At 57.3% G+C, this 23,430-nt stretch carries 26 protein-coding genes and 1 pseudogene; 7 read left to right on the forward strand and 20 right to left on the reverse strand.

What is annotated here, in order from left to right; translation table 11 throughout:
- Positions 1–24: 24 nt before the first annotated feature.
- Positions 25–2,529, reverse strand: a complete 2,505-nt coding sequence (locus DFT_RS18055) for a cation:proton antiporter domain-containing protein (RefSeq protein ID WP_235506274.1) — start codon at positions 2,527–2,529, stop codon at positions 25–27.
- Between the two features lie 154 nt (positions 2,530–2,683).
- Here DFT_RS18055 and DFT_RS18060 point away from each other — a divergent pair, with 154 nt between their 5' ends.
- Positions 2,684–3,295 (forward strand): DUF3786 domain-containing protein, encoded by a 612-nt coding sequence (locus DFT_RS18060; protein WP_054032677.1) that lies wholly within the window; start codon positions 2,684–2,686, stop codon positions 3,293–3,295.
- A gap of 15 nt (positions 3,296–3,310) precedes the next feature.
- On the opposite strand, the gene DFT_RS18065 is transcribed toward DFT_RS18060, so the two are convergent.
- On the reverse strand, positions 3,311–3,811 hold the full coding sequence (locus tag DFT_RS18065; RefSeq protein WP_054032678.1) for a rhodanese-like domain-containing protein: 501 nt from the start codon (positions 3,809–3,811) through the stop codon (positions 3,311–3,313).
- Positions 3,812–4,704: 893 nt separating this feature from the next.
- On the opposite strand from DFT_RS18065, the gene aroF reads away from it, so the two are divergent.
- Positions 4,705–6,573 carry a 3-deoxy-7-phosphoheptulonate synthase gene (gene aroF / locus DFT_RS18070; RefSeq protein WP_054032679.1) on the forward strand — a complete coding sequence of 623 codons (1,869 nt, stop codon included), beginning with the start codon at positions 4,705–4,707 and terminating at the stop codon, positions 6,571–6,573.
- Between the two features lie 14 nt (positions 6,574–6,587).
- On the forward strand, positions 6,588–6,971 hold the full coding sequence (locus tag DFT_RS18075; protein WP_054032680.1) for a PilZ domain-containing protein: 384 nt from the start codon (positions 6,588–6,590) through the stop codon (positions 6,969–6,971).
- 98 nt (positions 6,972–7,069) lie between these two features.
- On the opposite strand, the gene DFT_RS18080 is transcribed toward DFT_RS18075, so the two are convergent.
- Genes DFT_RS18080 through DFT_RS26550 form a run of 7 tightly spaced genes read right to left on the reverse strand, consistent with a single transcriptional unit; the run spans position 7,070 to position 11,256 of the window.
- On the reverse strand, positions 7,070–7,453 hold the full coding sequence (locus DFT_RS18080) for a hypothetical protein (RefSeq protein ID WP_054032681.1): 384 nt from the start codon (positions 7,451–7,453) through the stop codon (positions 7,070–7,072).
- A 48-nt stretch (positions 7,454–7,501) separates the two neighbouring features.
- On the reverse strand, positions 7,502–7,753 hold the full coding sequence (locus DFT_RS25225) for an FmdB family zinc ribbon protein (protein WP_076750783.1): 252 nt from the start codon (positions 7,751–7,753) through the stop codon (positions 7,502–7,504).
- A gap of 18 nt (positions 7,754–7,771) precedes the next feature.
- Positions 7,772–8,191: an iron-sulfur cluster assembly scaffold protein gene (locus tag DFT_RS18085; RefSeq protein WP_076750801.1), complete on the reverse strand. Its 420-nt coding sequence runs from the start codon at positions 8,189–8,191 to the stop codon at positions 7,772–7,774.
- Between the two features lie 50 nt (positions 8,192–8,241).
- On the reverse strand, positions 8,242–8,625 hold the full coding sequence (locus tag DFT_RS18090) for a NifB/NifX family molybdenum-iron cluster-binding protein (RefSeq protein ID WP_054032683.1): 384 nt from the start codon (positions 8,623–8,625) through the stop codon (positions 8,242–8,244).
- Between the two features lie 24 nt (positions 8,626–8,649).
- Positions 8,650–9,534, reverse strand: a complete 885-nt coding sequence (locus DFT_RS18095) for an ATP-binding protein (protein WP_054032684.1) — start codon at positions 9,532–9,534, stop codon at positions 8,650–8,652.
- Positions 9,527–10,405, reverse strand: coding sequence for a nucleotide-binding protein (locus tag DFT_RS18100; protein ID WP_054032685.1), 879 nt, complete (start codon positions 10,403–10,405; stop codon positions 9,527–9,529). Before DFT_RS18100 ends, DFT_RS18095 begins: the two co-directional genes overlap by 8 nt.
- Positions 10,402–11,256 (reverse strand): DUF134 domain-containing protein, encoded by an 855-nt coding sequence (locus tag DFT_RS26550; protein WP_200907090.1) that lies wholly within the window; start codon positions 11,254–11,256, stop codon positions 10,402–10,404. The genes DFT_RS18100 and DFT_RS26550 overlap by 4 nt, the downstream gene beginning before the upstream one ends.
- An 87-nt stretch (positions 11,257–11,343) precedes the next feature.
- Between DFT_RS26550 and DFT_RS26820 the strand changes: the two genes are divergently transcribed.
- Positions 11,344–11,661 carry a hypothetical protein gene (locus DFT_RS26820; protein WP_054032686.1) on the forward strand — a complete coding sequence of 106 codons (318 nt, stop codon included), beginning with the start codon at positions 11,344–11,346 and terminating at the stop codon, positions 11,659–11,661.
- A gap of 41 nt (positions 11,662–11,702) precedes the next feature.
- Here DFT_RS26820 and DFT_RS27370 read toward each other — a convergent pair.
- The 9 genes and pseudogenes from DFT_RS27370 to DFT_RS18155 form a co-directional block, all read right to left on the reverse strand.
- A pseudogene (locus tag DFT_RS27370) lies at positions 11,703–11,789 on the reverse strand (DUF5320 family protein); the annotation flags it as partial.
- A gap of 33 nt (positions 11,790–11,822) precedes the next feature.
- On the reverse strand, positions 11,823–12,191 hold the full coding sequence (locus tag DFT_RS18115) for a DUF134 domain-containing protein (RefSeq protein WP_054032687.1): 369 nt from the start codon (positions 12,189–12,191) through the stop codon (positions 11,823–11,825).
- Positions 12,192–12,414: 223 nt separating this feature from the next.
- Positions 12,415–13,131: a thioredoxin-dependent peroxiredoxin gene (prxU, locus tag DFT_RS25235; RefSeq protein ID WP_083453623.1), complete on the reverse strand. Its 717-nt coding sequence runs from the start codon at positions 13,129–13,131 to the stop codon at positions 12,415–12,417.
- A 139-nt stretch (positions 13,132–13,270) separates the two neighbouring features.
- Positions 13,271–13,474 (reverse strand): hypothetical protein, encoded by a 204-nt coding sequence (locus tag DFT_RS18130; RefSeq protein ID WP_054032690.1) that lies wholly within the window; start codon positions 13,472–13,474, stop codon positions 13,271–13,273.
- A 27-nt stretch (positions 13,475–13,501) separates the two neighbouring features.
- The gene (locus tag DFT_RS18135) at positions 13,502–13,942 is read right to left on the reverse strand and encodes a Fur family transcriptional regulator (protein ID WP_054032691.1); all 441 of its coding nucleotides are present in this window, start codon (positions 13,940–13,942) and stop codon (positions 13,502–13,504) included.
- 88 nt (positions 13,943–14,030) lie between these two features.
- Positions 14,031–14,453 (reverse strand): hypothetical protein, encoded by a 423-nt coding sequence (locus DFT_RS18140; protein ID WP_054032692.1) that lies wholly within the window; start codon positions 14,451–14,453, stop codon positions 14,031–14,033.
- A 58-nt stretch (positions 14,454–14,511) separates the two neighbouring features.
- A complete protein-coding gene (locus tag DFT_RS18145; protein ID WP_054032693.1) occupies positions 14,512–14,874 on the reverse strand; it encodes a hypothetical protein in 363 nt (120 codons plus the stop codon).
- 3 nt (positions 14,875–14,877) lie between these two features.
- Complete coding sequence (locus DFT_RS18150; protein WP_054032694.1) at positions 14,878–15,306, reverse strand: thioesterase family protein; 429 nt, start codon at positions 15,304–15,306, stop codon at positions 14,878–14,880.
- 129 nt (positions 15,307–15,435) lie between these two features.
- Positions 15,436–15,906, reverse strand: a complete 471-nt coding sequence (locus DFT_RS18155; protein WP_054032695.1) for a YbhB/YbcL family Raf kinase inhibitor-like protein — start codon at positions 15,904–15,906, stop codon at positions 15,436–15,438.
- 335 nt (positions 15,907–16,241) lie between these two features.
- Here DFT_RS18155 and DFT_RS18160 point away from each other — a divergent pair, with 335 nt between their 5' ends.
- Positions 16,242–18,263 (forward strand): PAS domain-containing protein, encoded by a 2,022-nt coding sequence (locus DFT_RS18160; RefSeq protein ID WP_083453624.1) that lies wholly within the window; start codon positions 16,242–16,244, stop codon positions 18,261–18,263.
- Entirely contained in the window at positions 18,154–19,830 is a 1,677-nt protein-coding gene (locus DFT_RS26825; RefSeq protein WP_439950917.1) for a hybrid sensor histidine kinase/response regulator, read from the forward strand. Before DFT_RS18160 ends, DFT_RS26825 begins: the two co-directional genes overlap by 110 nt.
- A gap of 336 nt (positions 19,831–20,166) precedes the next feature.
- On the opposite strand, the gene DFT_RS18170 is transcribed toward DFT_RS26825, so the two are convergent.
- Both DFT_RS18170 and DFT_RS18175 read right to left on the reverse strand, forming a co-directional pair.
- Complete coding sequence (locus DFT_RS18170; RefSeq protein WP_054032698.1) at positions 20,167–20,937, reverse strand: ADP-ribosylglycohydrolase family protein; 771 nt, start codon at positions 20,935–20,937, stop codon at positions 20,167–20,169.
- A 203-nt stretch (positions 20,938–21,140) separates the two neighbouring features.
- Positions 21,141–22,985: a BCCT family transporter gene (locus DFT_RS18175; protein WP_200907091.1), complete on the reverse strand. Its 1,845-nt coding sequence runs from the start codon at positions 22,983–22,985 to the stop codon at positions 21,141–21,143.
- 179 nt (positions 22,986–23,164) lie between these two features.
- On the opposite strand from DFT_RS18175, the gene DFT_RS18180 reads away from it, so the two are divergent.
- On the forward strand, positions 23,165–23,416 hold the full coding sequence (locus DFT_RS18180; RefSeq protein WP_054032699.1) for an acyl carrier protein: 252 nt from the start codon (positions 23,165–23,167) through the stop codon (positions 23,414–23,416).
- Positions 23,417–23,430 lie beyond the last annotated feature (14 nt).

Raw genomic sequence — 23,430 nt, forward strand, 5'->3', positions numbered from 1 at the left:
ACACCGGCGCCATCAACATACAATCTACACCTGTACGATATTGCGCAGCGCCCAGATGTTCCTGGCCCGCAGCCACCGCTCCTGGAATTGGGGCTGCTGGACCTGCTTGGCGATGGTCGAAAGGGCGAACAGGTGTTGATTACGCTGGTCCCGCGTGCCCGCCAGTACGACAACCGCCGTGACGCGGGGCGCCAGTTCTGAGAAATAGATACCGGCTTTGCAGCGCGCCAGCAGGATATGAAACGTTCCGGTCCCCTCGATGATGATATGCGGAATCGCAAGGTCCGGCCGCAAGGCAGTGCTGCTCTCCTTTTCCCTTTCCACAAGCAATCCATAGACGGTGTCGGATGAGACGCCGAGCGACTCGGACAACGCCTCTGCCGCACGCCGGAAAAACGAATCCACGTGCATGGGGTCATTGAAATCGAGAATCGAGCTGTTATCCAATGCCTGGCGGTAGCGCACCTTGCACAAATCGCCCTCTCCGCCGCAGGAGATCTCCCGGACCTCCTTCTCCAGCCGCTTAAACACCATCTGCTTTGGCACTGCGCGGCCAACCATACTCAATACGGCGTGGTCACGATTCTCCCCGAACTGCAGCATCATCTGTTCGAGGCTCGGTCTGGACCCCACCACGGTCAGCCAGTCGCCAACCTGCAGTTGGGTGAATCCGCCGCAGACGATCAATTCCCCATGCCGCCGGATTGAAATGATATGAATATCCAGGGGCAGAAGCAAATCGCGCACGGCAAACCCATCAAGGTCGGGATTGCGCAGTTCGAATTCGATCACTTCCCGTCCCTTTTCGAGGCCGAGCAGCAGCGTGGCGGCAGAGGGCGATCGGACAAATTGATCCAGCAGATTGACCACCGCTGTACTCGGCTCGACCACCAGGGCCCCGAGGTGATGGAAACGCCTGGCATGGCTCCTTTCGTTCAACCGCACGACCAGGTTCTGGGCCGTGAAATACTCCTGGGCCAATTCACAGATCCGGTAGTTCTCTTCGTCGGATAGCATGGCCACGATGGCGTCGGCCTGGGCGACCCCCAACCGGTTGAAGCATTCGAGGCTCACGTCGCTGATGGGATGGATTTCGATTTCCGGGTTCTGGGACGAATGTTGGGCGTAGCGCACCTGATTGGTGGCGATCTTGACCTCCCACCCATTGGATTGCAGCAGGCGCGCCAGGGCCAGGGACTCCCCGTCCAAACCAAAAATGAGCGCATCACGCACGCCGCCGAGGCTATGGGCAGCCAGCCGCGGCTGGACTTCATTGGCCAGGAACAGGGCCCATTTGAACAGCGGCGGCCCCAACAGCTGATTCAACACGATCACCGCGATGAGCAGCGTCGCAAAAACCGATCCCCAGTCGGGAAACTCCGCGGCCACCTCCTTGGCCAGACCCAGGCTGACGCCGGCCTGGGTCACGTAACCCATCCAGGCAAGGGCATTGTATTTGATCGGATCACCGGCCAGCTGTCCCCCGCAAAAAGCGCTGATGAAAATGGCGACCAGGCGAAAAGCAAAGAGGGCGAGCGCGATTCCCCAGCATTGAGCCAGGATATCCAAGGAGATGGCGGCGCCGGTAAGCGTAAAAAAGGCGACATAAACGATGGGTCCGAGATCATGGAGCACCTTCATCAACTCGGTGCGATAGGGAGTGTAGTTGCTGACCACAAAGCCCGCGATCATACAGATGAGCATGGGCTCCATCAGCACATCGATGACGAAATGGGCCTGGGACCAAGATCGAAGCCACGAAGACAGGACAAAAACCCCATAGCCGGTCAACAGCACCGCGACGGTCTTCAGGCCGCGACGCAGTCGCCAGGATAACACAGCTGCCAGCCACCGGCCGAGAGAGTATCCGACGACCGCGGAGAGGAACAGCTCCAGGACCAGGATCAATAAAAAGCGCAGATCGAAGGTTCGCCCGGTAAGCAGGGTTGCGGCCACGGCGGCGCAGATGCTGAACAACGTGATCACAATCACATCCATGATCATCGTTACGCCCAGGATCGTTTTGGTAAACGGGCCTTTTGCCCGCAGCTCGTTCACTACCGCCATGGCCGACGATGGCGATCGGGCCACCAGGATGGCACCGGCCATCATAGCAACCGCAAGCCGTTGGGAGGTCGGCAGGGAACGGGTAAAAGAGATCCACTCGGACAGGAAGAAAAAAGCGGCACTACCCAGAACGAAAATGGATGGAATCTGAAAATAGGCGTTGTATCGAATGGTTTTAAACCTGGGTTTGAGCTGGCGAAGCACCAATTCCGCACCTGCGGCAAAGGCAATAAAGGCAAGGGCCGCTTCATCCACGAACCTGAGACGCCGGACCGCATCGACAGGAATGAGATTCAACACGTAGGGACCCGCAACGATCCCGGTGAACAAAAAACCGCTGATCAGAGGAAGCTTGAGTTTTGCCAGAAGCTGGCCAATCTGCCTGGATGCCAGAACGACGATCACAAAACCAACGATCAATGCCGGCAGCATGAAAAATTGGCCCATCACGGCTTCACCCATATTCTTCTCAAAAAGATTCGATGGAAATGGTAAACGTCATACCGCATCCGGCGCCTCGGAACTCATCGTCGCGACCGGACCGGCAGACATTGATTTAACGTCCGAAACGAGTTAGAGTCCCACGCAACGTCAATACGCAAGGAGTCGCACACCCATGGCACGAGTCGATGATTTTCAACAAGCCCGGGACCTGGCCGCGCTGGAACTGGCCAATCAGAAGTTAGCCGAAATCGCCGACCGATCAGGATTTGAAACGATCGGAATCGATAAGTTGCGCATCCCTTTTCTGGATCGCGTCTACACCGTCTCCTATCCGGAATTTGCTTTCCGCGATGCATACGAAGCGTCGGCTGAAGTACCGCTCCAGGAACAAGTGCTGGTGCTTCATTACCTGCTGGGGTGCCAACCCAGGCTCACCGGCCAGTGGGTGGCCTACCGCGAAATCCCCGGGGCCGGATTCTACTATGGTCCGTTTGTCAAGCGCGCCATCGATCCGCTCAAAAAGGTATTCGGCCAGAACATTGCGGCATTTCAAAAAGCCGCCGGCAAACTCGGGGGCACGCCGATCGATGCCGGACCGGCCGCTTTTCAACTGGACGTGCTGCCCTACGCTCCGATTCAAATCTTCGTATGGGAAGGCGACGACGAATTCCCGGCGGAAGCCAATATTCTATTCGATGCGTCGATCGGGGACTACCTCTCACCGGAAGATGCTGCGTGGTTGGGCAGCCTGCCGATCTATCGCCTGATGGCCCTCGGGCGCTGATAACGTTATCAAATTTTACGGGGACGAGATCAAACTGGAAACCGGAAGGCCGTGTGCCTGCCACAATCCCCAGCCGTCCACCAGGTAGTAGACGCGTTCAAACCCCAGCCAGGTCAGCTTTTCGGCCAGTTCACGGGCGAGCGTGCACTGCGGACCGTCGCAGTAGGTGATGATCACCTGATCGGGCGCCGTGCCGGCCATCAGCCTATCGGCCCACTGATCGAAAGCGTAGGGATCGAGATGTATGGCGCCCTCGATATGGCCGACCTCGTAGGCGATCAACGGGCGCGCATCGGCAAACAGGGCCTCGTTGGCTTCATGCATCCGCCGGGCCTGTTCGAAATCGATGACTTTGAACAGATCCATGTCGATATTGCCGGAAGGCGCCGGCGGCGAAGTGGCCACCAGCGGCAGCACTTCCGGCCGCAACAGATAACTGCCGGCCGCGAGCACAACGGCGATGGCCACCACCATCAGGGTCTCATATAAAAACCGGTGCAAGATTATTTTTTTCATCGCTAAAACCAGCCTTCGGGAACGGCATCTGCATCGAATTCATGTGATCATGTGTGCCGATACTCTCTACCACGAGGCTTTCCTCAACTCAACATCCCCAGGCACCCGCCGGCAGTTCCAAATGAATGGGATTCACCTTGGAAGGCGTGCTTTCCATGCGTTGACGACACCGCAAAGAGTCCGATATCTGCGTTGCGCTCATCCCGTCGTCCTTGCGGCGTACGACAAGTACGCCTCAGGACACGGAATTTCGCACGCCTTGATCTTGAACCTTTTACGGCGCCGTCCGGCAACAACTTTTTACATGGCCACCATGCGTTGTTTGATAAAAAAATCGCATGGCAACGGTCATGGCAGGCCCGGGTGGGGCAGGTGGCCAGGGCCACGTCAGCCAGCGGTCGATAGTGCCGGTTGAATGCAAACGGCTGACAAGCGGCCCAGACTGTTTGAGCGCAGCGAGTTTCTGGGCCGCCCGCCGTGCATTCTACCGGCACTTGACCGCTTGGCGTGTGGCATCGGCCACCTGTCCCGCCCGGGCCGGGTCTAATGAATGGCATTCAGTTGGAATCACTGTTGCAACACAAACCCGTTGACGTGCGCTCGTTCGATGAGGTATAGGATGGATCAGATTGAATCAATGAAAAGATACCAAGCCATGTCGACCAGCAGCACAGGACATATTTTTCGTTTTTTTAGTGGATGCTTCTTTTTTAGCTTTAGAGGCATCCATCCGGCGGATTAGCATCTAAATCGAGCTGCGACCCCGGGTGGAGATCATCCTTCACCTGGGGTTTTCTATTTTCCGGCCCCGTGGAGAAGGCACCCCTCCACGGGGCCTTTTGTTTGCGACGGATGCACCGATAACCAAAGAACCGTAACAAAGGAGCAGGACCATGATTGTGGTATTGAAGCGCGATGCCAGTGACGAGGAGAAGGGTCGCATCCGGGCCGCATTGTATGAAAAAGGGTGCGTGGTGCGGGAGTTGGACACGGCCGGTCAGAGCGTGATCGGCGCCATCGGCCGGGGAGACCTGGACCCCAAGCATCTGACCGCCATGGCCGGTGTGTCCGAAGTGATTCCCATCAATGGAAAATTCAAGCTGGTGAGCCGCCAGTGGCATCCCCACGACAGCCAAGTGAAGGTGGGGCCGATCGCCATCGGCGGTCACCGCGTGGCAATCATCGCCGGCCCGTGTGCGGTGGAGAGTGCGGCGCAAGCCCTGACCATCGCCCGTGACGTCAAGCGTTACGGCGCTGCCATATTCCGGGGAGGGGCCTACAAACCGCGCACCTCGCCCTATTCGTTCCAGGGGCTGGAAGAGGAGGGTCTCAAGATCCTGGCCCGGGTGCGCGAGGAGACCGGCCTGCCGGTGGTTACCGAAATCACCTCGCCCGGCCAGGCTGAACTGATGCGGCAATATGTCGACATGGTTCAGGTCGGCGCACGCAACATGCAAAACTACGAACTGCTCAAATGCGTCGGCCGATTGGGCATGCCGGTGTTGCTCAAACGGGGGCTGGCTTCGACCATCGAGGAGTGGCTCATGTCCGCCGAATACATACTGGCCGAGGGCAACGACAACGTGGTGCTGTGCGAACGCGGCATCCGCACCTACGAGCCATATACCCGCAACACCCTGGATCTGTCGGCCATTCCAGTGTTGAAAAAATTGACCCATCTGCCGGTGGTCGTGGACCCGAGCCACGCCACCGGTATTCGTGAAAAGGTGGCCCCCATGGCCCGCGCGGCAGTAGCCGCCGGTGCCGACGGCTTGATGGTGGAGGTGCACCACGATCCGGATCACGCCCTTTCCGACGGCCCCCAGAGCCTCTACCCGGAGCAGTTCGGTCAACTAACCCGCGATATTTACGTGATCGCTCCCGTAGTCGGCAAGCAGCTCGATTTCGACTCCGTGGAAAAAGCCGGCCGCAATGGTAAAAGTGCCGATACCGACCCGGCCATGGTCGCCTATTTAGGCGAACCGGGCAGTTTCAGCCACATGGCCTGCCGCCAGTACCTGGGCGACGACATCAAAATGGCTCCCCAACCCGCCTTTCGATCCATCTTCGAAGCCGTTCGCTGCGGCCACGCCCACTATGGCGTGGTTCCTCTGGAAAACGCGCTGACCGGCAGCATTCATGAAAATTACGACCTGCTGCTCGAATACGACCTGAAGATCGTCGGAGAACTCTACCTGCGCATCATCCATCATCTCATCGCCTCAAAAAAGACGCCGCTGGACCAGGTGACGCACGTGCTGGCGAGCGAGCCGGCAATCAACCAGTGCCGCCAGTTCCTGGAGCGCTACCCCCACTGGCAGATCACCCACATGAACTCCACCACCAGCGCGGTGGGCCGCTTGAAGCAGATCGAGCGGAGCGGCTATGCCGCCATCGGCAGCCGCGACGCCGCCGACATCTACGGCATGTCCGTGATCGCATCAGGGATCGAAACAAACCCTCGCAATTACACCCGTTTTGTGATAATAGGCAAAACACCCCTTTCCGAAAGACCCAAAACCAAATCGTCCATTGTGTTTTCAACCGTGAATCAACCCGGCGCCCTGATCGAGGTCATGAAGGTGTTTGCCGAGAACCGGATCAATCTGGTCAAGCTGGAATCGCGGCCGATTCATGGCAAGCCATGGCAGTATATGTTCTATGCCGATGTTGAAGCCGACATCGAGGCCGACCCGTATCGAGAGGCCTTGGCGAACATTGCCGCCAAAACCGATTTTCTCAAAATTTTAGGCGGATACTAAAAAGGAGAAGATGCATGTCCCAGGATGAAAAAAGGCTTTACCCACGGCTGGCCCTGAACATCGAGGACGGTTATTTCGGTCATTTCACGCTTCCCAACCAGGACCGGGTTGCCGCTTTGATCGTCAACCTGAGTGCCGGGGGCATCAACATCGCGGTTGCCGAATCCCAAAGCCACAAACTGAAGGAAGAAGACATCCTGGAACTGCAGCAAATCGCGGGCGGCACATCCTTCTCCTTCTTGAAGCAACTCCGGGCCGAAGTGCGATGGATGAAGTCATTGGATATGCCGGGATATGTATCGGTGGGGTGCCGCTTCGTCGATCTCGCCGAGGAGTTGCGTGATCAGTTGAGCCGATTCGTGACCTCTGAAAGAATGGCCCGGGGGCAATACGATTGAACCCAAACAAAATACCCCCGATGGAGGTTCCGTCCCATCGGGGGTATTTTGTTAGGAGGCGCCAAGATGGTGGCACCGAAAAATGATCCGGCAGCGGACTATCCGAGAGGTGCCATCTCCCGCAACTTGGCGAGCAGACCGGCGGCATCCTTCTCATCGGGCCGCAGGGGCAGTCCGGCCAGCACACCCAGTCCCTCGCTGTGTTCGTGGAACAAGGCCTCGTCCATGTCGGTCAATACCGCGGTGTGGATAAAGGCATTGACCGATAACAGGCGTTGAACGATTTCCAGGGCCGTTGCCCCGGGCACCTGCTGATCGACAACAGCCATCACGGGTACCAGGCGAACGGCGGCATCGATGGCCTCTTCCGCAGTGCCGATGGTGATCAACTCCACGCCGGGATCCGACCGTAAGGCCTTCTCGAACGACGCCAACTGATCCAAACGCGACGTTACCAATAGAATGATCTGTGGATTTCCCATATTTATCCCCGTTGCATAAAATTCAGGTTCTGTCCGACGCGTTTGCTGTCAAAACGTTTTCCCGCAGCACGAACCCGGTCCTGCGCACGACGCTTCAGACGGACGCTTTCCGCAGCAGGCCGTATCTCCCGTGCCGGGAAAGGTTGGCGAAGATTTGCCGGTCATGCTGCTGGTGGCGGACATGAGCTTGCGGGTATCGGTGCTGCCGCACGACGGACATGCCAGCGGACCGCCGGCATTGAGCGCAATCACTTCTCCCGAATAACCGCATGCGGTACATGTAATCTCGTAAATCGGCATGGGATCCTCCCAGTTGCGTTACCGCATCATCGTCCGATACGCGTCGGCGATGGCTTCTCCGAGGGTATTGACCGCCAGTCTGGCACAATGACGATGATCCTCGGGCAGTCCTCCCAGTTCATTCTCCACATCTTCCGGTTGTAACCGCAGCGCCTCGTCGATGCTCCGGCCATGGGCCAGCATGCTCACGGCGCTGGCACACGCCACAGTGTAGGCACAGCCGTTGGGACGGTGGCCGATGTCCGCAATGGTTTCGCCATCGAGACGGATGGTCATCTCGATGGCATCACCGCAGCTGCCGACACCGGTCGCCCGGCCATCGGCGGCCGCCAGGATGCCAAGGTGTTGGGGAAAACGGGCATGCCGCTGGAACTGTTCGCAATCCGGTCCGGCATCGTGAAGCGCGTCTGCGTCCCTGTGATCCAATGAAGTTGTCATTGCATTCAATCCGATCGGCAATGAAGGGTCCATGGCAAACCGGGTGGAGACTAACGACCGCCTCCGCCGCCGCATGTATGCTCCTGGCTGAACTGGGGCAGGCGCCCTTCGATGGCAGCCTGCACCGCCTCGCCGACCGTCCTGGCGTTTCCGCCGTGATAGACCTCGATACCCACCTGGTTGAATCCCATCAACGGCCGCAATCCCATGCCGCCGGCGATCAGACGATGGACGCCCTTGCTGGCCAGGTACTGCACCGGCGCCATGCATCCGCCCTGTTGATGCGGCATGTTGGGAATCACCGTTACATCACCGATGGCGCCCCCCTCCACGCTGACGAGGGTATAGAGATCACAATGCCCGAAATGGGCGCCCAGGCCGGCTTCCAACCCGCCCGGGTTTTCCGAAGGGACAGCAATTAAAACATTATTCATAATTCCTCCTGTTCGTATAAAGCGTCATGCGGCTTTCAATTCAGCCGCTTGTTGAAGCAATTTCTGCCACGCCTCGCGAAGCTTCCGAGAGGTCGGGCCTTGGGAAAATTCGGTAATGGCGCGCGCCTGAACCATGGCATTGACGAAATCCGAATCGTGGGGCAACTCGCCCAAAAGGCAAATGCCCCTCTTATCACAAAAGGTACGGATATCGCCAGCAATGGTTTTATTCAGATCGCATTTGTTGATGATGACCGACGTGGGTATTTTAAAATAGTCACACAATTCCACCACGCGTTCCAAGTCGTGAATCCCGGATGGGGTCGGCTCGGTCACCATCACCGCCAGGTTGGTACCTGAAAGCGCGCTGATGACCGGGCAGCCGATACCCGGAGGGCCGTCGGCAAGGATCAGAGAGGCGCCTTCGGATGCGGCCAGCTCCCTGGCCTTGGTACGCAGGAGCGCGACCAGTTTTCCAGAATTCTCCTCACCCGGAAAGAGCTGGGCATGGGCCATGGTACCGAACCGGGTATCGGAAATCGACCAGTCACCGCAGTGCTTGGGTAGGAAATCGATCGCCTTTTCAGGGCAAAAATAGACGCAGACACCGCAACCTTCACAGCGGATGGGATCCACCACGGCACCTTCGTCGCCCACTTTAATGGCGCCGAAGCGGCACATCTGCTCGCAGGTCCCACACGATGTACACTTCTCAGCGGCAACCCTGGGTTCAAAACCCGATATGAACGCAGTGGTCTGCCTCGGCTCGGGTTGCAGTATCAAATGCAAATCAGGGGCATCCACATCCAGGTCGCAAATGACGGCCTTTTCACAGATATGGGCAAAGGCCGCCGTCACCGATGTCTTGCCGGTTCCGCCCTTGCCGCTGATGATCAGAATCTCATGCATGACGGGCCTCCTTTGCCGGTGCAGCCGCTTGGCGAATGGTTTCGGCAAGGCGCTGGAACAGGGCCGTCATCGATGCCGAGGTGCGGGCGATGACGTTACCCGCGGCATAGGCCTCCGCAATGGCCCGGTCATAGGGGATTTCGGCCAGGATCGACAAACCCGCCTGGGAACAGAACCGGTAGACCTCATCATTTCCCACGCCGGCACGATTGACCACCACCCCCATGGGTTTGCCCAATGTGGTGAACGCCTGGTGGGCCAGGCGCAGATCGAAGACCCCGAAAGGGGTCGGCTCGGTGACCAGGACGACGAAATCGCTGTCGATCACCGCGCTGATGGCCGGACAGCTGACACCCGGTGGGGCATCGATCAACACATCGGTGAGATCCGCGGAGACCTCCGGTCGTTTCAACTCCGTCATCACCTGATGAATGAGCGGTGGGCTCATCGCTTCACCCACGCGCAAACGGCCCATGAGAAACCTGTTCTCTCCGGACGTTCCCCAGGAAACCTCCCCCAATTTCCGATGGGCCGGCGTCAGGGCGCCGGTCGGGCATAGCGCCAGGCATCCCCCGCAACCATGACACATCTCCGGAAAGATCATGATCACGTCGCCCAGCACCGATATGGCCTTGTACTCACAAAATTCGGCACATTTCCGGCAATAGTCGCACTTGGACGTGTCGACTTGGGGCACCTCCATCAATGCATCCCGACTGCCGGTGATGTCGGGTTTTAAAAACAGGTGCAGATTGGGTTCTTCCACGTCCAGGTCCACGGCCACCACCGGCCTGCCCCAGCTGGCGGACAGGGACGCGGTCACCATGGTTTTTCCGGTCCCGCCTTTGCCACTGGCGATCGCAATTTTCATTTTCCCAATCCTCTGGCTTGGTCGGCGTTGGACCACGTGACGTCGCCCTTAAGATAAAGTTCCACAGCCTCGCGCACACTCATATTTTCGAGATTCTGGGCAACGCGGATACCCGTGGCCGCAAGCGCCTGAAAGGCCTTGGGGCCGACATAACCGGTCAGCACGGCTTCGACGCCGGTGGATACGACGTTCTCGGCAGCTTGAATCCCTGCCCCCTGGGCTCTGGCCTGGCTGGCGCCATTGTCCAGATACTCGAACTCCATGGTTTCCGGATTGACGATAACGAAACCGGCCGCGCGGCCGAATCGTGGATCGACGCGATCGTCCAGGGTCGGTCCTTCACTGGTGACTGCGATTCTTTTCATGGACATATTCTCCTTTTGAACGAATTGGTGCTCCTGGTGCTGCTTCTGTTGATCCTTTTGGGCATGACACTCAGCACCCACAGGTTCTCCAAATGCGCAGGTCCGGGGCTCGTGCTGATCATCCGGGTTGTTGTTCGGGTTATCGAATAGACTTTCGGTGAGATCCTCGGTGGCGGCTTCTTCGGAAGCCGATTCCGCCAAACGATAATCCCCCCCGTGAATACGTAATGCCATTCCGCCGACTAGAGCCTTGGCGACCGTCTGGTGAGCCGACGCCAGGATTCGGCCAAAGGTCTGGCGGGAGACATGCATCTGCTGGGCGGCCGCCTCGTGGTTCAACCCTTCCAGATCGGCCAGGCGGATGGCTTCGAAGCCGTCCAATGGCAAATAGACTTCCGCCAGTTCACGCAACGGCACTCCCCGGGGCTTGAAATAGGTCACCTCAGGGGTTGTGTTGACATTCCGACATTTTCTAGGTCGCGGCATATTCTCCACCTTACCTTTGTCATCGTTTTTACGACCAGGACAGATTGGCTTACTACGTTGATGGGCATTCGTCAAGGAAAAGAGCATATGCTCATAAACAGGGTCGCCAAAGATGGGCCGACACCCGTCCAGATCCAGCCGGGGCCCGACGACGATACGGGTTCCGGCGGCAGCCCGGGCACGTCCGGATTCGGCTCCGAAAATGCGGTGGCTTGCCGCCGGGACAACGGTTATCGACGGTTTCTGCCCGCTCCCCTGGGTCTGCCGCCCCAGACGTCGGAGGAAGAAATTTCCGGCGATGCACCGGTGGCGCGGAATCGGCCGCCGCGGCCGGTCCCCATGGGCGCGCCGGTCAAACGCCCCTGTCCGGGGAGCATCCCCAGCAGGCGCCGGCATCTATGCTGAAAGCGCTGCATGATTTGGCCGCCCCAGCCGCCGGCGGCACCCGGCTGATATCCGGTTCGACAACCGCCATACCCTCTTCCAGTTGCGGGACCATTGCCAAGAGGTCCCCTTCCATCACGATTTGGCATGATATGCCTCCTTTGCTCAGGGTTTTTCACCCGTTAAAACTCTCTCATTCGTCTTCCACGGCCGTGGCCGCCCCCCATGGGGCCGGGCCGATGCGCCTGACCTTCCTGGCCGACCACCCGGTAACTGCCCCCGTCGATGTGAATGGCCCATCCGTTGCTCAATGCCCGGGCCACGACACGACGCGCTTCGGCCAGGATCCGGGAAAAGGTTGGCCTGGAAACGCCCATGCGTTCGGCCGCCTCCAGATGGTCCATCTCTTCGGCATCCGCCAGGCGAATCGCCTCCAGCCCCTCTATGGAGAGATTTAGGCCGGTCAACCCCTCCAGCGGCACACCTTGGGGTTTATAAAAGGTGTGCACGGGTTCACGTCCCACACGGCGGCATTTTCTGGGTCTCGGCATGTTCACTCCCCGTTTGTTTTGAAATCACGTTCATAATAATGATGGGCGCCCGGGTTGTCAACGAGAGTTTTGAACATTATTTCAAAATTAACAAGTGTCCCTCCACAAATAGGCAAATTGGCCATTCGTGGAGGGGCACGAACTAAAAAAAGAGGCCGCATCCCCAACCCAAGGGATACGACCTCTTGCGTCAACCGATTCGACTCAGCGGTGAATCGCTATATCAATCGAATGCCATCTCGGTTTTCCACACCTCCCACACCTTGCCGACCAGATCGGGCCCGGGTTTCAAGGTCACTTTGCCCGGTTTCCAGCCGGATGGAGTGGCTTCCTTGCCCTTGCTGTTTCTCACCAACTGGAAAGCCTGCACCTGTCGGATGGATTCCATGATATTGCGTCCCACCGGCGGTGTCAGCACCTCGAAACCCTGCACCACGCCCTCGGGATCGATGATGAACCGGCCGCGGGTTTCCACGCCGGCGTCTTCGTCGTATACGCCGAACACCTTGCCGACCCGTCCGCCGGCATCGGAGAGCATGGGGAACGGCACCCCGCCGTTCACCATCTTGGACAGTTCATTGTCGTTCCACATTTTGTGGACGAACACGCTGTCGATGCTCATGGAGAGAATCTCAACGCCGAGTTTCTGAAATTCGGGATACTTTTCGGCAACTGCCGAAATTTCGGTCGCTCAGACGAAGGTGAAATCGCCCGGATAGAAACAGAGAATGACCCACTTGCCCAAATACTCGGACAGTTTAACCGCGCCAAATTTTCCTTGATGATAGGCCGGAGCAGTAAAATCCGGAGCTTTTTTACCAACTTTTATCATGGGGGTCACCTCCTTTTGCGTTTGATGAACAACTTCCTTCGGCTCTGCTACCGTCTCTCCGACCGGTCCGCCAGTGGGCCTGGCACAGCCAACCTCCACCTCTTCCATACGGTTCTCCTTTCCCGTTTTCCCTTCCCGTTCTTTCGCGGGAGAAGGATGTTAAAGCTGAGCCTCCCCATCACCGCCATCCCTCCCCATGCGTTTCAGGCAGGCCATGGCCCTGATGGTGGATGCGAGCGTATCCGCACTAAACATCCAGCCAGATGTCGGCCTCGCTTCCGCAGTGGCTGCACACGGCATGCCCCTTGGTTTTGCCTTCAGCCGCTCCGACGATTTTCGGCGGCGGCGCATCATCCGGCAACACATCCGACAACGAGCACGTCACCACCATCTCCGCCTCGTTGCCGCAGTTCTTGCATTCACACACCTGTTTAAAAGTTTTTTCTGCCATGACGTCACCTCCTGTTGCCACCCCGCCCTATTCTATTGGCCTGCAATTGGCGCAAAGGCCGAAAAAATCGAGCCGATGGGTCAATATTTTAAACCCGGTCTCTGTCTCGACCTCCTTGGACATGTCCCTGAGGCTCTCGAGATCCGGATCCACGATGGTTTTACACCTCACGCAAATCAGGTGAGGGTGTGGGTAAGGCTTGTTGCCATCATAACGGTTGCTGCCGTCGGCAAATCCCAGTTCCAGAACTTCGCCCAACGACTTGATGAGCATCACGTTGCGGTACACCGTGGCGAGGCTCATGGTCGGAAATTCGTCCCGCAACTGTTCGAAAATACCCTCGACCGACGGATGACCCTCGCTCATCGCCAGCAACCTGGCAATGGCCAGGCGCTGAGGCGTCAACTTGTGGTTGCTGCCCTTTAACTTTTCGATAATGGAACGAAACCTCGTGTCATGGTCGGTCATTGACGGCAACCTCGATGGCAAGTTTTAAATAATAACAATTATTATTAACAAAGCTTTCGCGCCACTGCAAGTGATAACTTCTATCTTATCAGGGGCTGAAATCCGGCAGGGGGGTGTGGAGCAACCACCTTTCTTTCTGTTCATCAAAACGCCAGGTTTGACGGTATTCAATGGTTTTCAGGATATTGCGATCCAGCAGGAAATATTGCAGCTGCACCACCTGATCGACAGTGAGATAATCTTCTGAGATGTTTACATGAGTCACCATGAAGTCCACGACCTTGATGTTTTTATAGGTCTCGAAGGCGACATCTTCACCTCTGTAGGCAGGGTCGATAAAATCTTGAACGGCGTGGAATTGGGATCGCCTCAAGGTGATGTCGTACACCTCAAACGTCGTGTCGAACTGGGACAGCCGAACTTTTTCGGCCAGGCTGGCACATGAAAAGAATAGCGGCACAACTAGAAAAAGAAGCAGCCGCCCATATGATTTTAACGTACAGATGCCCACGGCGCCTTCTCCTCATTAGATGTGCTGGTCATCCCCTATGGTCGGCTTCAATGCCCTATCAGAGCCCCTTGGCGGAGTAGAACACCACGCTTTCACCGCCAAATTTGACGTCAATGTGTCGGGTTTCGTCGCCCCACGTACACTCCTTGAAACCCAATGCGCCTTCGCACGCGTCGGGTTGCCCCAGGATCTTCACCACCTCTTCGAAACTCATACCGACCCGAAGTTGATCATACGCTTCAGGCGTCAATTTGCTGCATCCAAAAACGATCGACAGAAGGGCGACACAAATGAGTACACACCCGAATCTTCCCATCTCCTTGTTCATGGCGACCACCTCCAACCCAACGGCCATACTGGCCTGATTCGCCTGTGCGCCCGCGGCAATTTCCGGTTCCTGTTGCGTGCGGCGACAACGCATCCGTTATCCATCGATGGACTTCGCCTTTTCTTCGATCTTTCGATTGAATCTCTTTGCATCGATGATCATGCGTTCGTGAAACCCCTTGCCGATGAGACCCGATTCATCGAAGGCCGCCACCTCAAAGACCACTCTGCGGCCGTCCACCTCGATGACCTTGACCTGCGCACGCACCTCCATCCCGGGTGGCGTGGCCGCAACATGGGCCACATTGATGTGCGTGCCGACGCTCTGCTCGTCGGGCCAGTCGATGTGGGGATTAATCGTCTGGACGCACGTCCATTCGATGAAACCCACCATATAGCCGGTAGCAAACACCTTTGGCATGACCTGGAATTCGGCTGCCTCCGGATAAAGGGCCGGTACGGTTTTGGCCTCGGTCAGACGAAAACGGAATTCATGTGCAAGGCCCGGTTTTAGCGTCTCTTTCATGCGCGCTCCTCTTTGCCCGATGTCCGCCCGCCAGCATATCAAAAATGATCCCCATGAGGAAGGTGCCGATGCGTATGACGCCACACAGACGCCAGAATCAGGCATGCCGGAAGGAAAATGTGCCGGGCCCTACTTTCGCTGGTACATGCCGATCAATTCGGCTTGGGAAAGAATATGGCCGGACATGGCTTTCTCCAATGCGGCCTTGGCCGGGCGCTTCAAATCATCGAGGACGACGTCCAAGGCGTACAGCTTATGGAAATAGCGGTGCTGGCCGATCGGCGGACAGGGGCCGCCGTATCCGGTGCGTTTCCAGTCGTTTAGCCCCTGCAGCGTGCCGGCGGGCAGGGCATCGCTCGAAACCCCCTCCGGCAAACGATCCGCCGTGGGCGGTATGTTGTAAAGCACCCAGTGCACCCAGGTCATTTTTGGCTTGGCCGGGTCGGGCGCATCCGGATCGTCGACGACCAATGCCAGGCTTTTCGTCCCCTCGGGCAGTCCGGACCATCTCAACTCCGGGGAAAGATCGTCGCCATCGCAGGTGAACTTTTTGGGTATCGACTGCAGATGCCCAAAGCTCGGAGATGTGAGCTGAACCATCTCGCTACCTCCCTCTTTTATCTTGGTGAACCAAAGGCATGCCCCCGGTGGGGTCGGCCCCGCCGCAACCTGACACGCCGATGGAAAGGACGGGAAAAAAGATACGTAAACGATTCAAAATGCTAACGTCAAGCGCCGATAGGGTCAACAGATAAAAGTGGACCTCATTTGGTGTCCTCCGGTCCAACCCTATCTGAATGGGGCAAGGGTCTGAACACTGCAGGCTTGGCGCTTGACAGCCATTGGATGGGTTGCCATACTCGCAGAAGGAAATTGGGTATTACCTTCTTTTTCATTATTTCGGGTTGTTATCCCACTTCAAGAGTTCAGCGAAAATGCCGATAACCTGTCTGGCGGCAACGGCATGCCTCGATGTCGGCGCCAGGAGAATCCATAACAAAGGGGGAGCGGCAAAGCGGATGAACACCGGTCCGACCAGGGAAGACCTATTAGAAAGAGTAGCGAAACTCGAAGACGAGATCCGGCGCCTCAAAAACGCATCGGGTGAACACGAAGAGAAACACCGCCAGGTGCTGCAGAGTATCGAGGAGGGCTACTATGAGCTCGATCTGAAAGGAAACATCATTTCCTTCAATCAGGCAGCCGGTTCCCTCTTAGGCTACCCGGCCCAAGAGCTCGTGGGAATGAATTACCGCAGCTACACCACGGCGGACATGGCCCATCAAATGAAAGAGGTGTTTCACCAGATTTACGAAACCGGTCAACCCGGCCGGGTGGTCAACTACGATGTGATCCATAAAGACGGTTCTGTCAGAATCCACGAAATGTCCGCGGGTCTCATGCGCGACGACGCCGGCAGGCCTGCCGGGTTCCATGTCATCGTCCATGACGTGACCGCACGCAAGGCAGCCGAAAACCTTTTAAAAGCGAGTGAAGAACGCTATCGCACCATTTTCGAGAACACCGGCAATGCCACGATTCTCATTGCTGCGGACACCACCATCCTCCTGGCCAATTCCAAATTCGAGAGCCTGACCGGATACACCAAAGCGGAAATGGAAGGCCGGATGAGCTGGACCACGCTCATCCAAGCGGAAGACCGTGAACGGATGAAACGCTACCATTTCGAAAGAAGAACGCAAGCCGGCTTGTCCCCCAACTGCTACGAGTTCCGCCTGATCGACCGCAGAGGGGAGATCAGGGAGATCTACCTCACCGTGGCCCTGATACCGGGCAGCGGGGAGAGTATCGCCTCGTGCATGGATATCACCGACCGCAAGCGTGCCGAAGAGGCCCTGCGCCAAAGCGAGGAGCGCTACCGCACGATCCTGGAAACCATGGACGAGGCCTACTTCGAGTGTGACCTGCATGGCAACTACACCTATGCCAATGAGGCCCAGTGCAAGGTGATGGGCTATCCCAGGGAAAAACTTCTCGGCATGAACCATCGGGAGTGCACCTCCTCTGAAACCGCCAGGCGCGCGTACGAGATTTTTAACGAAATCTACCGAACCGGCCGGCAACAGACCATTGCCGATTACGAAATCATCAGAAAGGATGGGAAAAAGATCATCGCCGAACTCTCGGCATCGCTCGTGCGCGGCCCCTCTGGAGAACCCATCGGGTTCAGGGGGTTGGGTCGCGATGTGCCGAAAAAAATTGCGGCGGAGAAGGCGCTGAAGGAGAATGAAAGAAAGTACCGTTTGCTTGCCGAGAACCTCCGGGACGTCATCTGGATTTTGGACGCCGATCTGAAATATGTCTATGTGAGTCCTTCGGTGATGGAACTCAGGGGATATTCGCCCGAGGAGGCCATGCAGCAGACGATGGATCAGGTCCTTACTCCCGACTCCTACCGCAAGGCCATGGCCCTTTTCGCCAGCGAAAAGATGCAGGTCCCCAGGCGTCAGGCCCAGGGTAAAGATTGGACCATGAATCTCGACTTGGAGATGATCCGCAGGGACGGCGCCACGGTATGGACCGAAGTCACCCTGAGCATTCTTTACGATGACGGCGGCCGACCCGAAGGCCTGTTGGGCATCACCCATGACATCAGCGATCGAAAAAAGGCCGAAGAGGCCCTGAGGAAGAGCGAAGAGCGCTACCGCACCATTTTCGAACACACGGCCACGGCCAATATCATCGTGGCCGAAGACACCACCATTTTGCTGGCCAACTCCAACTTTGAAAAGGTCACCGGCTATTCCCGTGAAGAGGTGGAAAAACAAGATGAGCTGGACCGCCTTCGTGGTGGAGGAAGACCTGGAACTCATGAAACAGCACCACCTGCAGCGCCGGATCGATCCCGGTTCGGCGCCAAATGCCTACGAATTCAAGGCAAGGACCCGCACGGGCGAGGCGCGCGACTTTTTCATGAGTGTGGCCATGATCCCTGAAACACGGGAAAGTGTCGCATCGCTCATCGACATGACCGATCGCAACAAGGCCCAGGACGCCCTCAGGCAGAGCGAAGAGCGCTTCCGGGATCTGGCCAGGCTGCTTCCCGAGACGGTCTTCGAAACCGATGTCGACGGTCGATTTACCTTCGTCAACGAAATCTCCCTGGAGCGCTTCGGATACACGCTGGAGGACGTGGAACAGGGCATCACGGTCATGGATGTCATCGCGCCCGAGGACCACCAACGGGCGCTGGCCAGCTACATGCGCGTCATGCAGGGCGAACGCCTCGGCCTCAGCGAGTACACTGCACGCAAAAAAGACGGCACCAAATTTCCGGCCCTGATTCATTCGACCCCCATTTACAGGGATGGCCAATTCACCGGCCTCAGGGGATTTCTCATCGATGTCACGGAAAAAAAGAACCTGGAAGAGCAACTCTGGAGGTCCCAGAAGCTGGAGGCCGTCGGGACCCTCGCCGGCGGCATCGCCCACGACTTCAACAATCTGCTCATGGGCATCCTCGGGAACATCACCCTCATGCTCATGAACCTGTCCGCATCGCATCCTTTCCACGACCGGCTCAAGAACATGGAAGCCTACGTGCAGCGCGGATCGGACCTGACCCGGCAACTATTAGGGTTTGCCCGGGGCGGTAAGTATGAGGTGAAATGCACGGACCTCGGGACGTTCCTGTTGAATAGCGCCCAGATGTTCGGCCGAACCAAAAAAGAGATCCGCATCCATCACAAAGTGGATGACCATCTCTGGCCTGCAGAAGTGGACCGGGGGCAGATGGAGCAGGTGATGCTCAACCTGTTCGTCAATGCCTGGCAGGCCATGCCCGGCGGCGGCGATATGTATCTCTCCGTGGAGAATGTCGTGCTGCGCCAGGATGAGGTCAGTCCCTACGACCTCAACCCCGGGCCATTTGTCAAAATCACGGTGACCGACACGGGCGTGGGGATGGACGAGGCCACCAAGGCACGCATCTTCGAACCGTTCTTCTCCACCAAGCAGCGCGGCCGCGGCACGGGTCTGGGTTTGGCATCGGTATACGGTATCATCAAGAACCATGGGGGATTCATTTTAGTGGAGAGCGAAAAGGGGGTCGGTACCTCATTCATGGTCTACCTGCCCGCGTCCACAAAAAGTGTCGAACAGGAGCGGCCGGCCGCCGAACAGATTGAAAAGGGAATGGAAACGATACTGCTCATCGACGATGAAGAGATGATCCTGGACATCGGCACCCAAATGCTCGAAGGGCTCGGGTACAAGGTGATCACAGCCACCGGTGGCAAACAAGGGCTCGAGGTTTTCGATCGCAACGAAGGGGCCGTCGATCTCGTGATCCTGGACATGATCATGCCCGATTTGGGAGGCCGCGACACCTTCAGCGCCCTTCGTTCCCGCGCGTCGAATGTCAAGGTGCTGCTTTCGAGCGGGTACAGCCTCGACGGACAGGCCGAGGAGATTCTGGCGCAAGGCTGCAAGGGCTTCATCCAGAAGCCCTTCACCATCAGCGAGCTTTCGAAAAAGGTCAGGGAGATACTCGAAGAAAATTGAACCGTATCGCTGAGATGCGTGCGCTCTACCGGTTCTGTTGGCTGCGCTCAATCCCGGTCCTGTGTGTTTGGGAAATGGCGCCCCTTAACTCCCGCAACGTCAAGGGTTTTCCCATGATAACCTTTTCGAACACGATAAAACAGCATCATTATCATTCATCCTCTGCCAGACCGGCAACGTTTCAATCCGATCCCCATCGGCCCGTGTAAAATACCCACCTCATTAGTTCGGCAGGTTCTTCATTTTCTTGACCTGAGATGAAACGGCTGGTTTGCCCTTTGAACCCCAGGCACCTGAATCGCGTCAGAAAGATGCGCATCCCTGCTGGATCCTGCATCAGGTTTTGAATTTGCGGTGAAATGCATCGACTACTTCTCTCAGATCCGGCGTGAGATGTGCGTCCACCGCCGCCCGGATCTCCCCGGGCACCCCACCGTAGAAGGCTTCGGCGATCCCCCCGGCGATGCATGCCTGGGTGTCGCTGTCGCCGCCCAGCGATACGGCATTTCGAATGGCATCCTCAAAGGAGGTCGAATCGAGAAATGCGATGACGGCCTCGGGCACGCTTCCCTGGCAGGAGACGTCGAATGCATAGCCGGGCCGAATATCATCCACGCCCCTGTTCAAATCATAACCGAACCGGCGGGTGATCTGCGATCGGATATCCTCCTTTTCATGGCCGGCTCTCGCCAGGAAAACCGCCAGGGCAGCGGCCTGGGCCCCCTTGATACCTTCCGGATGATTGTGCGAGATGACCGCCGTCTGCCTCGCCTGCTCGAGTACCTCTTCTTCGGAAGTAAAGGCGAACCCGACCGGACTGACCCGCATGGCGGCGCCGTTTCCCCAGCTGTTGTACGGGGTGGGTTCGGAGGAAAAAAGCCAATGGATAAAAGAACCCCCATAGCCGGCATGGGGATAGCGCCGACCGAACGCTCTCACCGCATCCTGGTAGGATCGTCGATTGACGATGGCGTCGGCGATGGCGACCGTGAGCACCGTATCGTCGGTAAAACGGCACTGCGGATGAAAGAGTGGAAACGCCTTGGTCTTGATCGGATGCCCTTCATGGACCGATCCGATGATGTCTCCGGCAATCGCGCCGATCATATGCGGGTTCCTTCTCATTCAGCCTTTGGATTTGGCTACGGCATGGACAGAGACTATCAGTGTCCGTCCACATATAGGCAAATTGGGTCGAGATCAAGGCGAGCGAAAAATTTAACCGCAGGCATATGGACGATATTCCGAGGATTAAATTTTTCGCGCAACGCCGATATCGGGCCAATTGGCCATTTGTGCATGGGCACTATCTATCGGGCCTGATCCGGCTCCCCTGCCGGATCCGCCCGGCTCACCGGAATCTCGATCTTATGGGTTTCGGGTTTCAATTTGGCGATGATCGTGGCGTGGTAGTGCTCTTCCTGCAAGCCTCGATACAGACTGTAGCACATGACGAGCAGCACAATCGTAAACGGCAGGCCCGTGGCGATGGAGGCGCTTTGCAGGGCGACCAGACCGCCGCCCATGAGCAGCGCCGCCGCGCAAACCCCTTCGATCACGGCCCAGAAAATGCGCTGGGGCACCGGCGAATCGAGCTTGCCGCCCGATGTGAGGTGGTCGACCACCAGCGATCCGGAATCCGAAGAGGTGACGAAGAAGATGACGACCAGCACGATGCCGATGAAGGAGGTGATACCCGTCAGCGGAAAACTTTCCAGCATGACGAAAAGGGCGGTGGAGACTTCGGCGCGAACTGCGGTGACGATATCTGCGGCGCCGGTGATTTGGAGCCAGAGTGCCGATCCGCCGAACGACGACATCCACAGAAAAGAGAGCATGGTCGGAAAGATCATGACGCCGAGGATGAATTCACGAACGGTCCGCCCCTTGGAGATTCTCGCGATGAACATGCCCACGAAGGGGGACCACGATATCCACCAGCCCCAGTAGAAAATGGTCCAGGGATTCTGCCAGTTGCTCCCCTCGGCACCGTAGAACGTCTCGACCCAGAAACTCAGTTGCGGCAGGTTCTGGATGTAAAATCCGATGTTCTGCGTAAAGGCCTTTAAAATATAGACGGTCGGCCCGGCGATCAACAAAAAGACCATGAAAGCCGCCGCCGTGTACATGTTGGCCATGCTGAGATTCTTGACGCCTTTATCGAGGCCGGCGGCCACTGAAAGGACGGCGAAAAACGTGATGATGCCGACGAGCAATACGGCGAATTCGGTCGAGGTCGGAAGGCCGAACAGATAGTTGAGCCCTGCCGAGACCTGCTTGACCCCAAGCCCCAGCGATGTCGCCAGGCCGAAAAGGGTGGCCAGGACCGACAGGATATCGATGAGATTGCCCCAGAAACCGTAAATACGGTCGCCCAGCAGCGGAGAAAAAATCGAACGAATCGTCAGCGGCAAACCGCGGTTGTAGGCGAAAAAGGCGAGGGAAAGCCCGACCAGCGCATAGATCCCCCAGGGATGAATTCCCCAGTGATAATAGGTGAGCCCCAGGGCCACCTGGGCGGACTGGGCCGTTTCCGGAGGCACATCGAACATCGGCGAGGGCGTCATGTAGTGAAACACCGGTTCGGCCACGCTCCAGAACATCAGCCCGATCCCCATGCCGGCGCTGATCAGCATGGCATACCAGCTGAACGTGCTGAACTCGGGCAGGGCATCCGGACCGCCGATCCTGATCTTGCCGTAGTCGCTCCAGGCGATCAACGCCATGGTGATGATAAAAAAATTGGCCGCCAGGATATAGAGCCACCCGAAGGTGTTGCCGATGCCGTCGAGCAGTCCCTGGAAAAAGGCGGCCGATTGCTCCCGGAACATGAGGGTCAGGACGATAAAGAGCAATACCAGGCCGCCGGCCGTCAAGGAGACCTGGGGATGCAGATCGAAGCCGAACCCCTTCCAATTATGTTCACCCGGCTTGTGCCCGTGGGATTCATCGTAATAGCTGGCCGTTGGGATGATCTGCAGGCCTCGAAAGGTTCGCCGCTCCTTGATGGCCTTCTCTTTTTCCTTTTCATAATATTCGCGCGCCATCTCGATGGCTTTGTGCTGGTAGGTCAGCTCTTTTTTCTTTTTCTTCTTTTTCTGCTGCTTTCCCATCACGGTCACCTCTTCCGTTTCAATTCGGTGCTTCCACTTCATCGAATGGTGCGGACGGGCATAAAGCCCGCCCCTGCGAGACTGGGGTAGCCAACAGGCACGTTGTTCGTCTCACCCGTGGTCCGATTTAGGTATTGACGGCCGGCCCGATTTAAGGAATGTAAATCCACACGATACCCAGACGAGCGGAACGCTTTTCCATACAGAGACAGGTGCAATCCATGCCAACCGAAGATCAGATCAGACAAACGGCCCTGGAGGTTATCGGTAAAATCGCGCCTGAGGCCGACCTGGCGCAACTCGATCCCGCCGATCGATTTCGCAATCAGTTCGATTTCGATTCCGTGGATTTCATGAACTTCGCCATGGGGCTCCAGGATCGACTGAAGATCCAAATTCCAGAGCAGGACTATCCACAGCTGGCGACGCTCGACGGCTGCATCGCCTATTTGAGATCAAAAACCGCCACATAACAACTTTGACGTCA

The sequence above is a fragment of the Desulfatitalea tepidiphila genome (genome assembly GCF_001293685.1).
GTDB classification, from domain to species: Bacteria; Desulfobacterota; Desulfobacteria; order Desulfobacterales; family Desulfosarcinaceae; genus Desulfatitalea; species Desulfatitalea tepidiphila.

What these genes read in the sequence shown, in the direction of transcription:
- DFT_RS18055 (WP_235506274.1), bottom strand. Translation starts at nt 2,529, where the DNA reads ATGGGTGAAGCCGTGATGGGCCAATTTTTCATGCTGCCGGCATTGATC.
- DFT_RS18060 (WP_054032677.1), top strand. Translation starts at nt 2,684, where the DNA reads ATGGCACGAGTCGATGATTTTCAACAAGCCCGGGACCTGGCCGCGCTG.
- DFT_RS18065 (WP_054032678.1), bottom strand. Translation starts at nt 3,811, where the DNA reads ATGAAAAAAATAATCTTGCACCGGTTTTTATATGAGACCCTGATGGTG.
- aroF (WP_054032679.1), top strand. Translation starts at nt 4,705, where the DNA reads ATGATTGTGGTATTGAAGCGCGATGCCAGTGACGAGGAGAAGGGTCGC.
- DFT_RS18075 (WP_054032680.1), top strand. Translation starts at nt 6,588, where the DNA reads ATGTCCCAGGATGAAAAAAGGCTTTACCCACGGCTGGCCCTGAACATC.
- DFT_RS18080 (WP_054032681.1), bottom strand. Translation starts at nt 7,453, where the DNA reads ATGGGAAATCCACAGATCATTCTATTGGTAACGTCGCGTTTGGATCAG.
- DFT_RS25225 (WP_076750783.1), bottom strand. Translation starts at nt 7,753, where the DNA reads ATGCCGATTTACGAGATTACATGTACCGCATGCGGTTATTCGGGAGAA.
- DFT_RS18085 (WP_076750801.1), bottom strand. Translation starts at nt 8,191, where the DNA reads ATGACAACTTCATTGGATCACAGGGACGCAGACGCGCTTCACGATGCC.
- DFT_RS18090 (WP_054032683.1), bottom strand. Translation starts at nt 8,625, where the DNA reads ATGAATAATGTTTTAATTGCTGTCCCTTCGGAAAACCCGGGCGGGTTG.
- DFT_RS18095 (WP_054032684.1), bottom strand. Translation starts at nt 9,534, where the DNA reads ATGCATGAGATTCTGATCATCAGCGGCAAGGGCGGAACCGGCAAGACA.
- DFT_RS18100 (WP_054032685.1), bottom strand. Translation starts at nt 10,405, where the DNA reads ATGAAAATTGCGATCGCCAGTGGCAAAGGCGGGACCGGAAAAACCATG.
- DFT_RS26550 (WP_200907090.1), bottom strand. Translation starts at nt 11,256, where the DNA reads ATGCCGCGACCTAGAAAATGTCGGAATGTCAACACAACCCCTGAGGTG.
- DFT_RS26820 (WP_054032686.1), top strand. Translation starts at nt 11,344, where the DNA reads ATGCTCATAAACAGGGTCGCCAAAGATGGGCCGACACCCGTCCAGATC.
- DFT_RS18115 (WP_054032687.1), bottom strand. Translation starts at nt 12,191, where the DNA reads ATGCCGAGACCCAGAAAATGCCGCCGTGTGGGACGTGAACCCGTGCAC.
- DFT_RS18130 (WP_054032690.1), bottom strand. Translation starts at nt 13,474, where the DNA reads ATGGCAGAAAAAACTTTTAAACAGGTGTGTGAATGCAAGAACTGCGGC.
- DFT_RS18135 (WP_054032691.1), bottom strand. Translation starts at nt 13,942, where the DNA reads ATGACCGACCATGACACGAGGTTTCGTTCCATTATCGAAAAGTTAAAG.
- DFT_RS18145 (WP_054032693.1), bottom strand. Translation starts at nt 14,874, where the DNA reads ATGCGTTGTCGCCGCACGCAACAGGAACCGGAAATTGCCGCGGGCGCA.
- DFT_RS18150 (WP_054032694.1), bottom strand. Translation starts at nt 15,306, where the DNA reads ATGAAAGAGACGCTAAAACCGGGCCTTGCACATGAATTCCGTTTTCGT.
- DFT_RS18155 (WP_054032695.1), bottom strand. Translation starts at nt 15,906, where the DNA reads ATGGTTCAGCTCACATCTCCGAGCTTTGGGCATCTGCAGTCGATACCC.
- DFT_RS18160 (WP_083453624.1), top strand. Translation starts at nt 16,242, where the DNA reads ATGCCGATAACCTGTCTGGCGGCAACGGCATGCCTCGATGTCGGCGCC.
- DFT_RS18170 (WP_054032698.1), bottom strand. Translation starts at nt 20,937, where the DNA reads ATGATCGGCGCGATTGCCGGAGACATCATCGGATCGGTCCATGAAGGG.
- DFT_RS18175 (WP_200907091.1), bottom strand. Translation starts at nt 22,985, where the DNA reads ATGAAGTGGAAGCACCGAATTGAAACGGAAGAGGTGACCGTGATGGGA.
- DFT_RS18180 (WP_054032699.1), top strand. Translation starts at nt 23,165, where the DNA reads ATGCCAACCGAAGATCAGATCAGACAAACGGCCCTGGAGGTTATCGGT.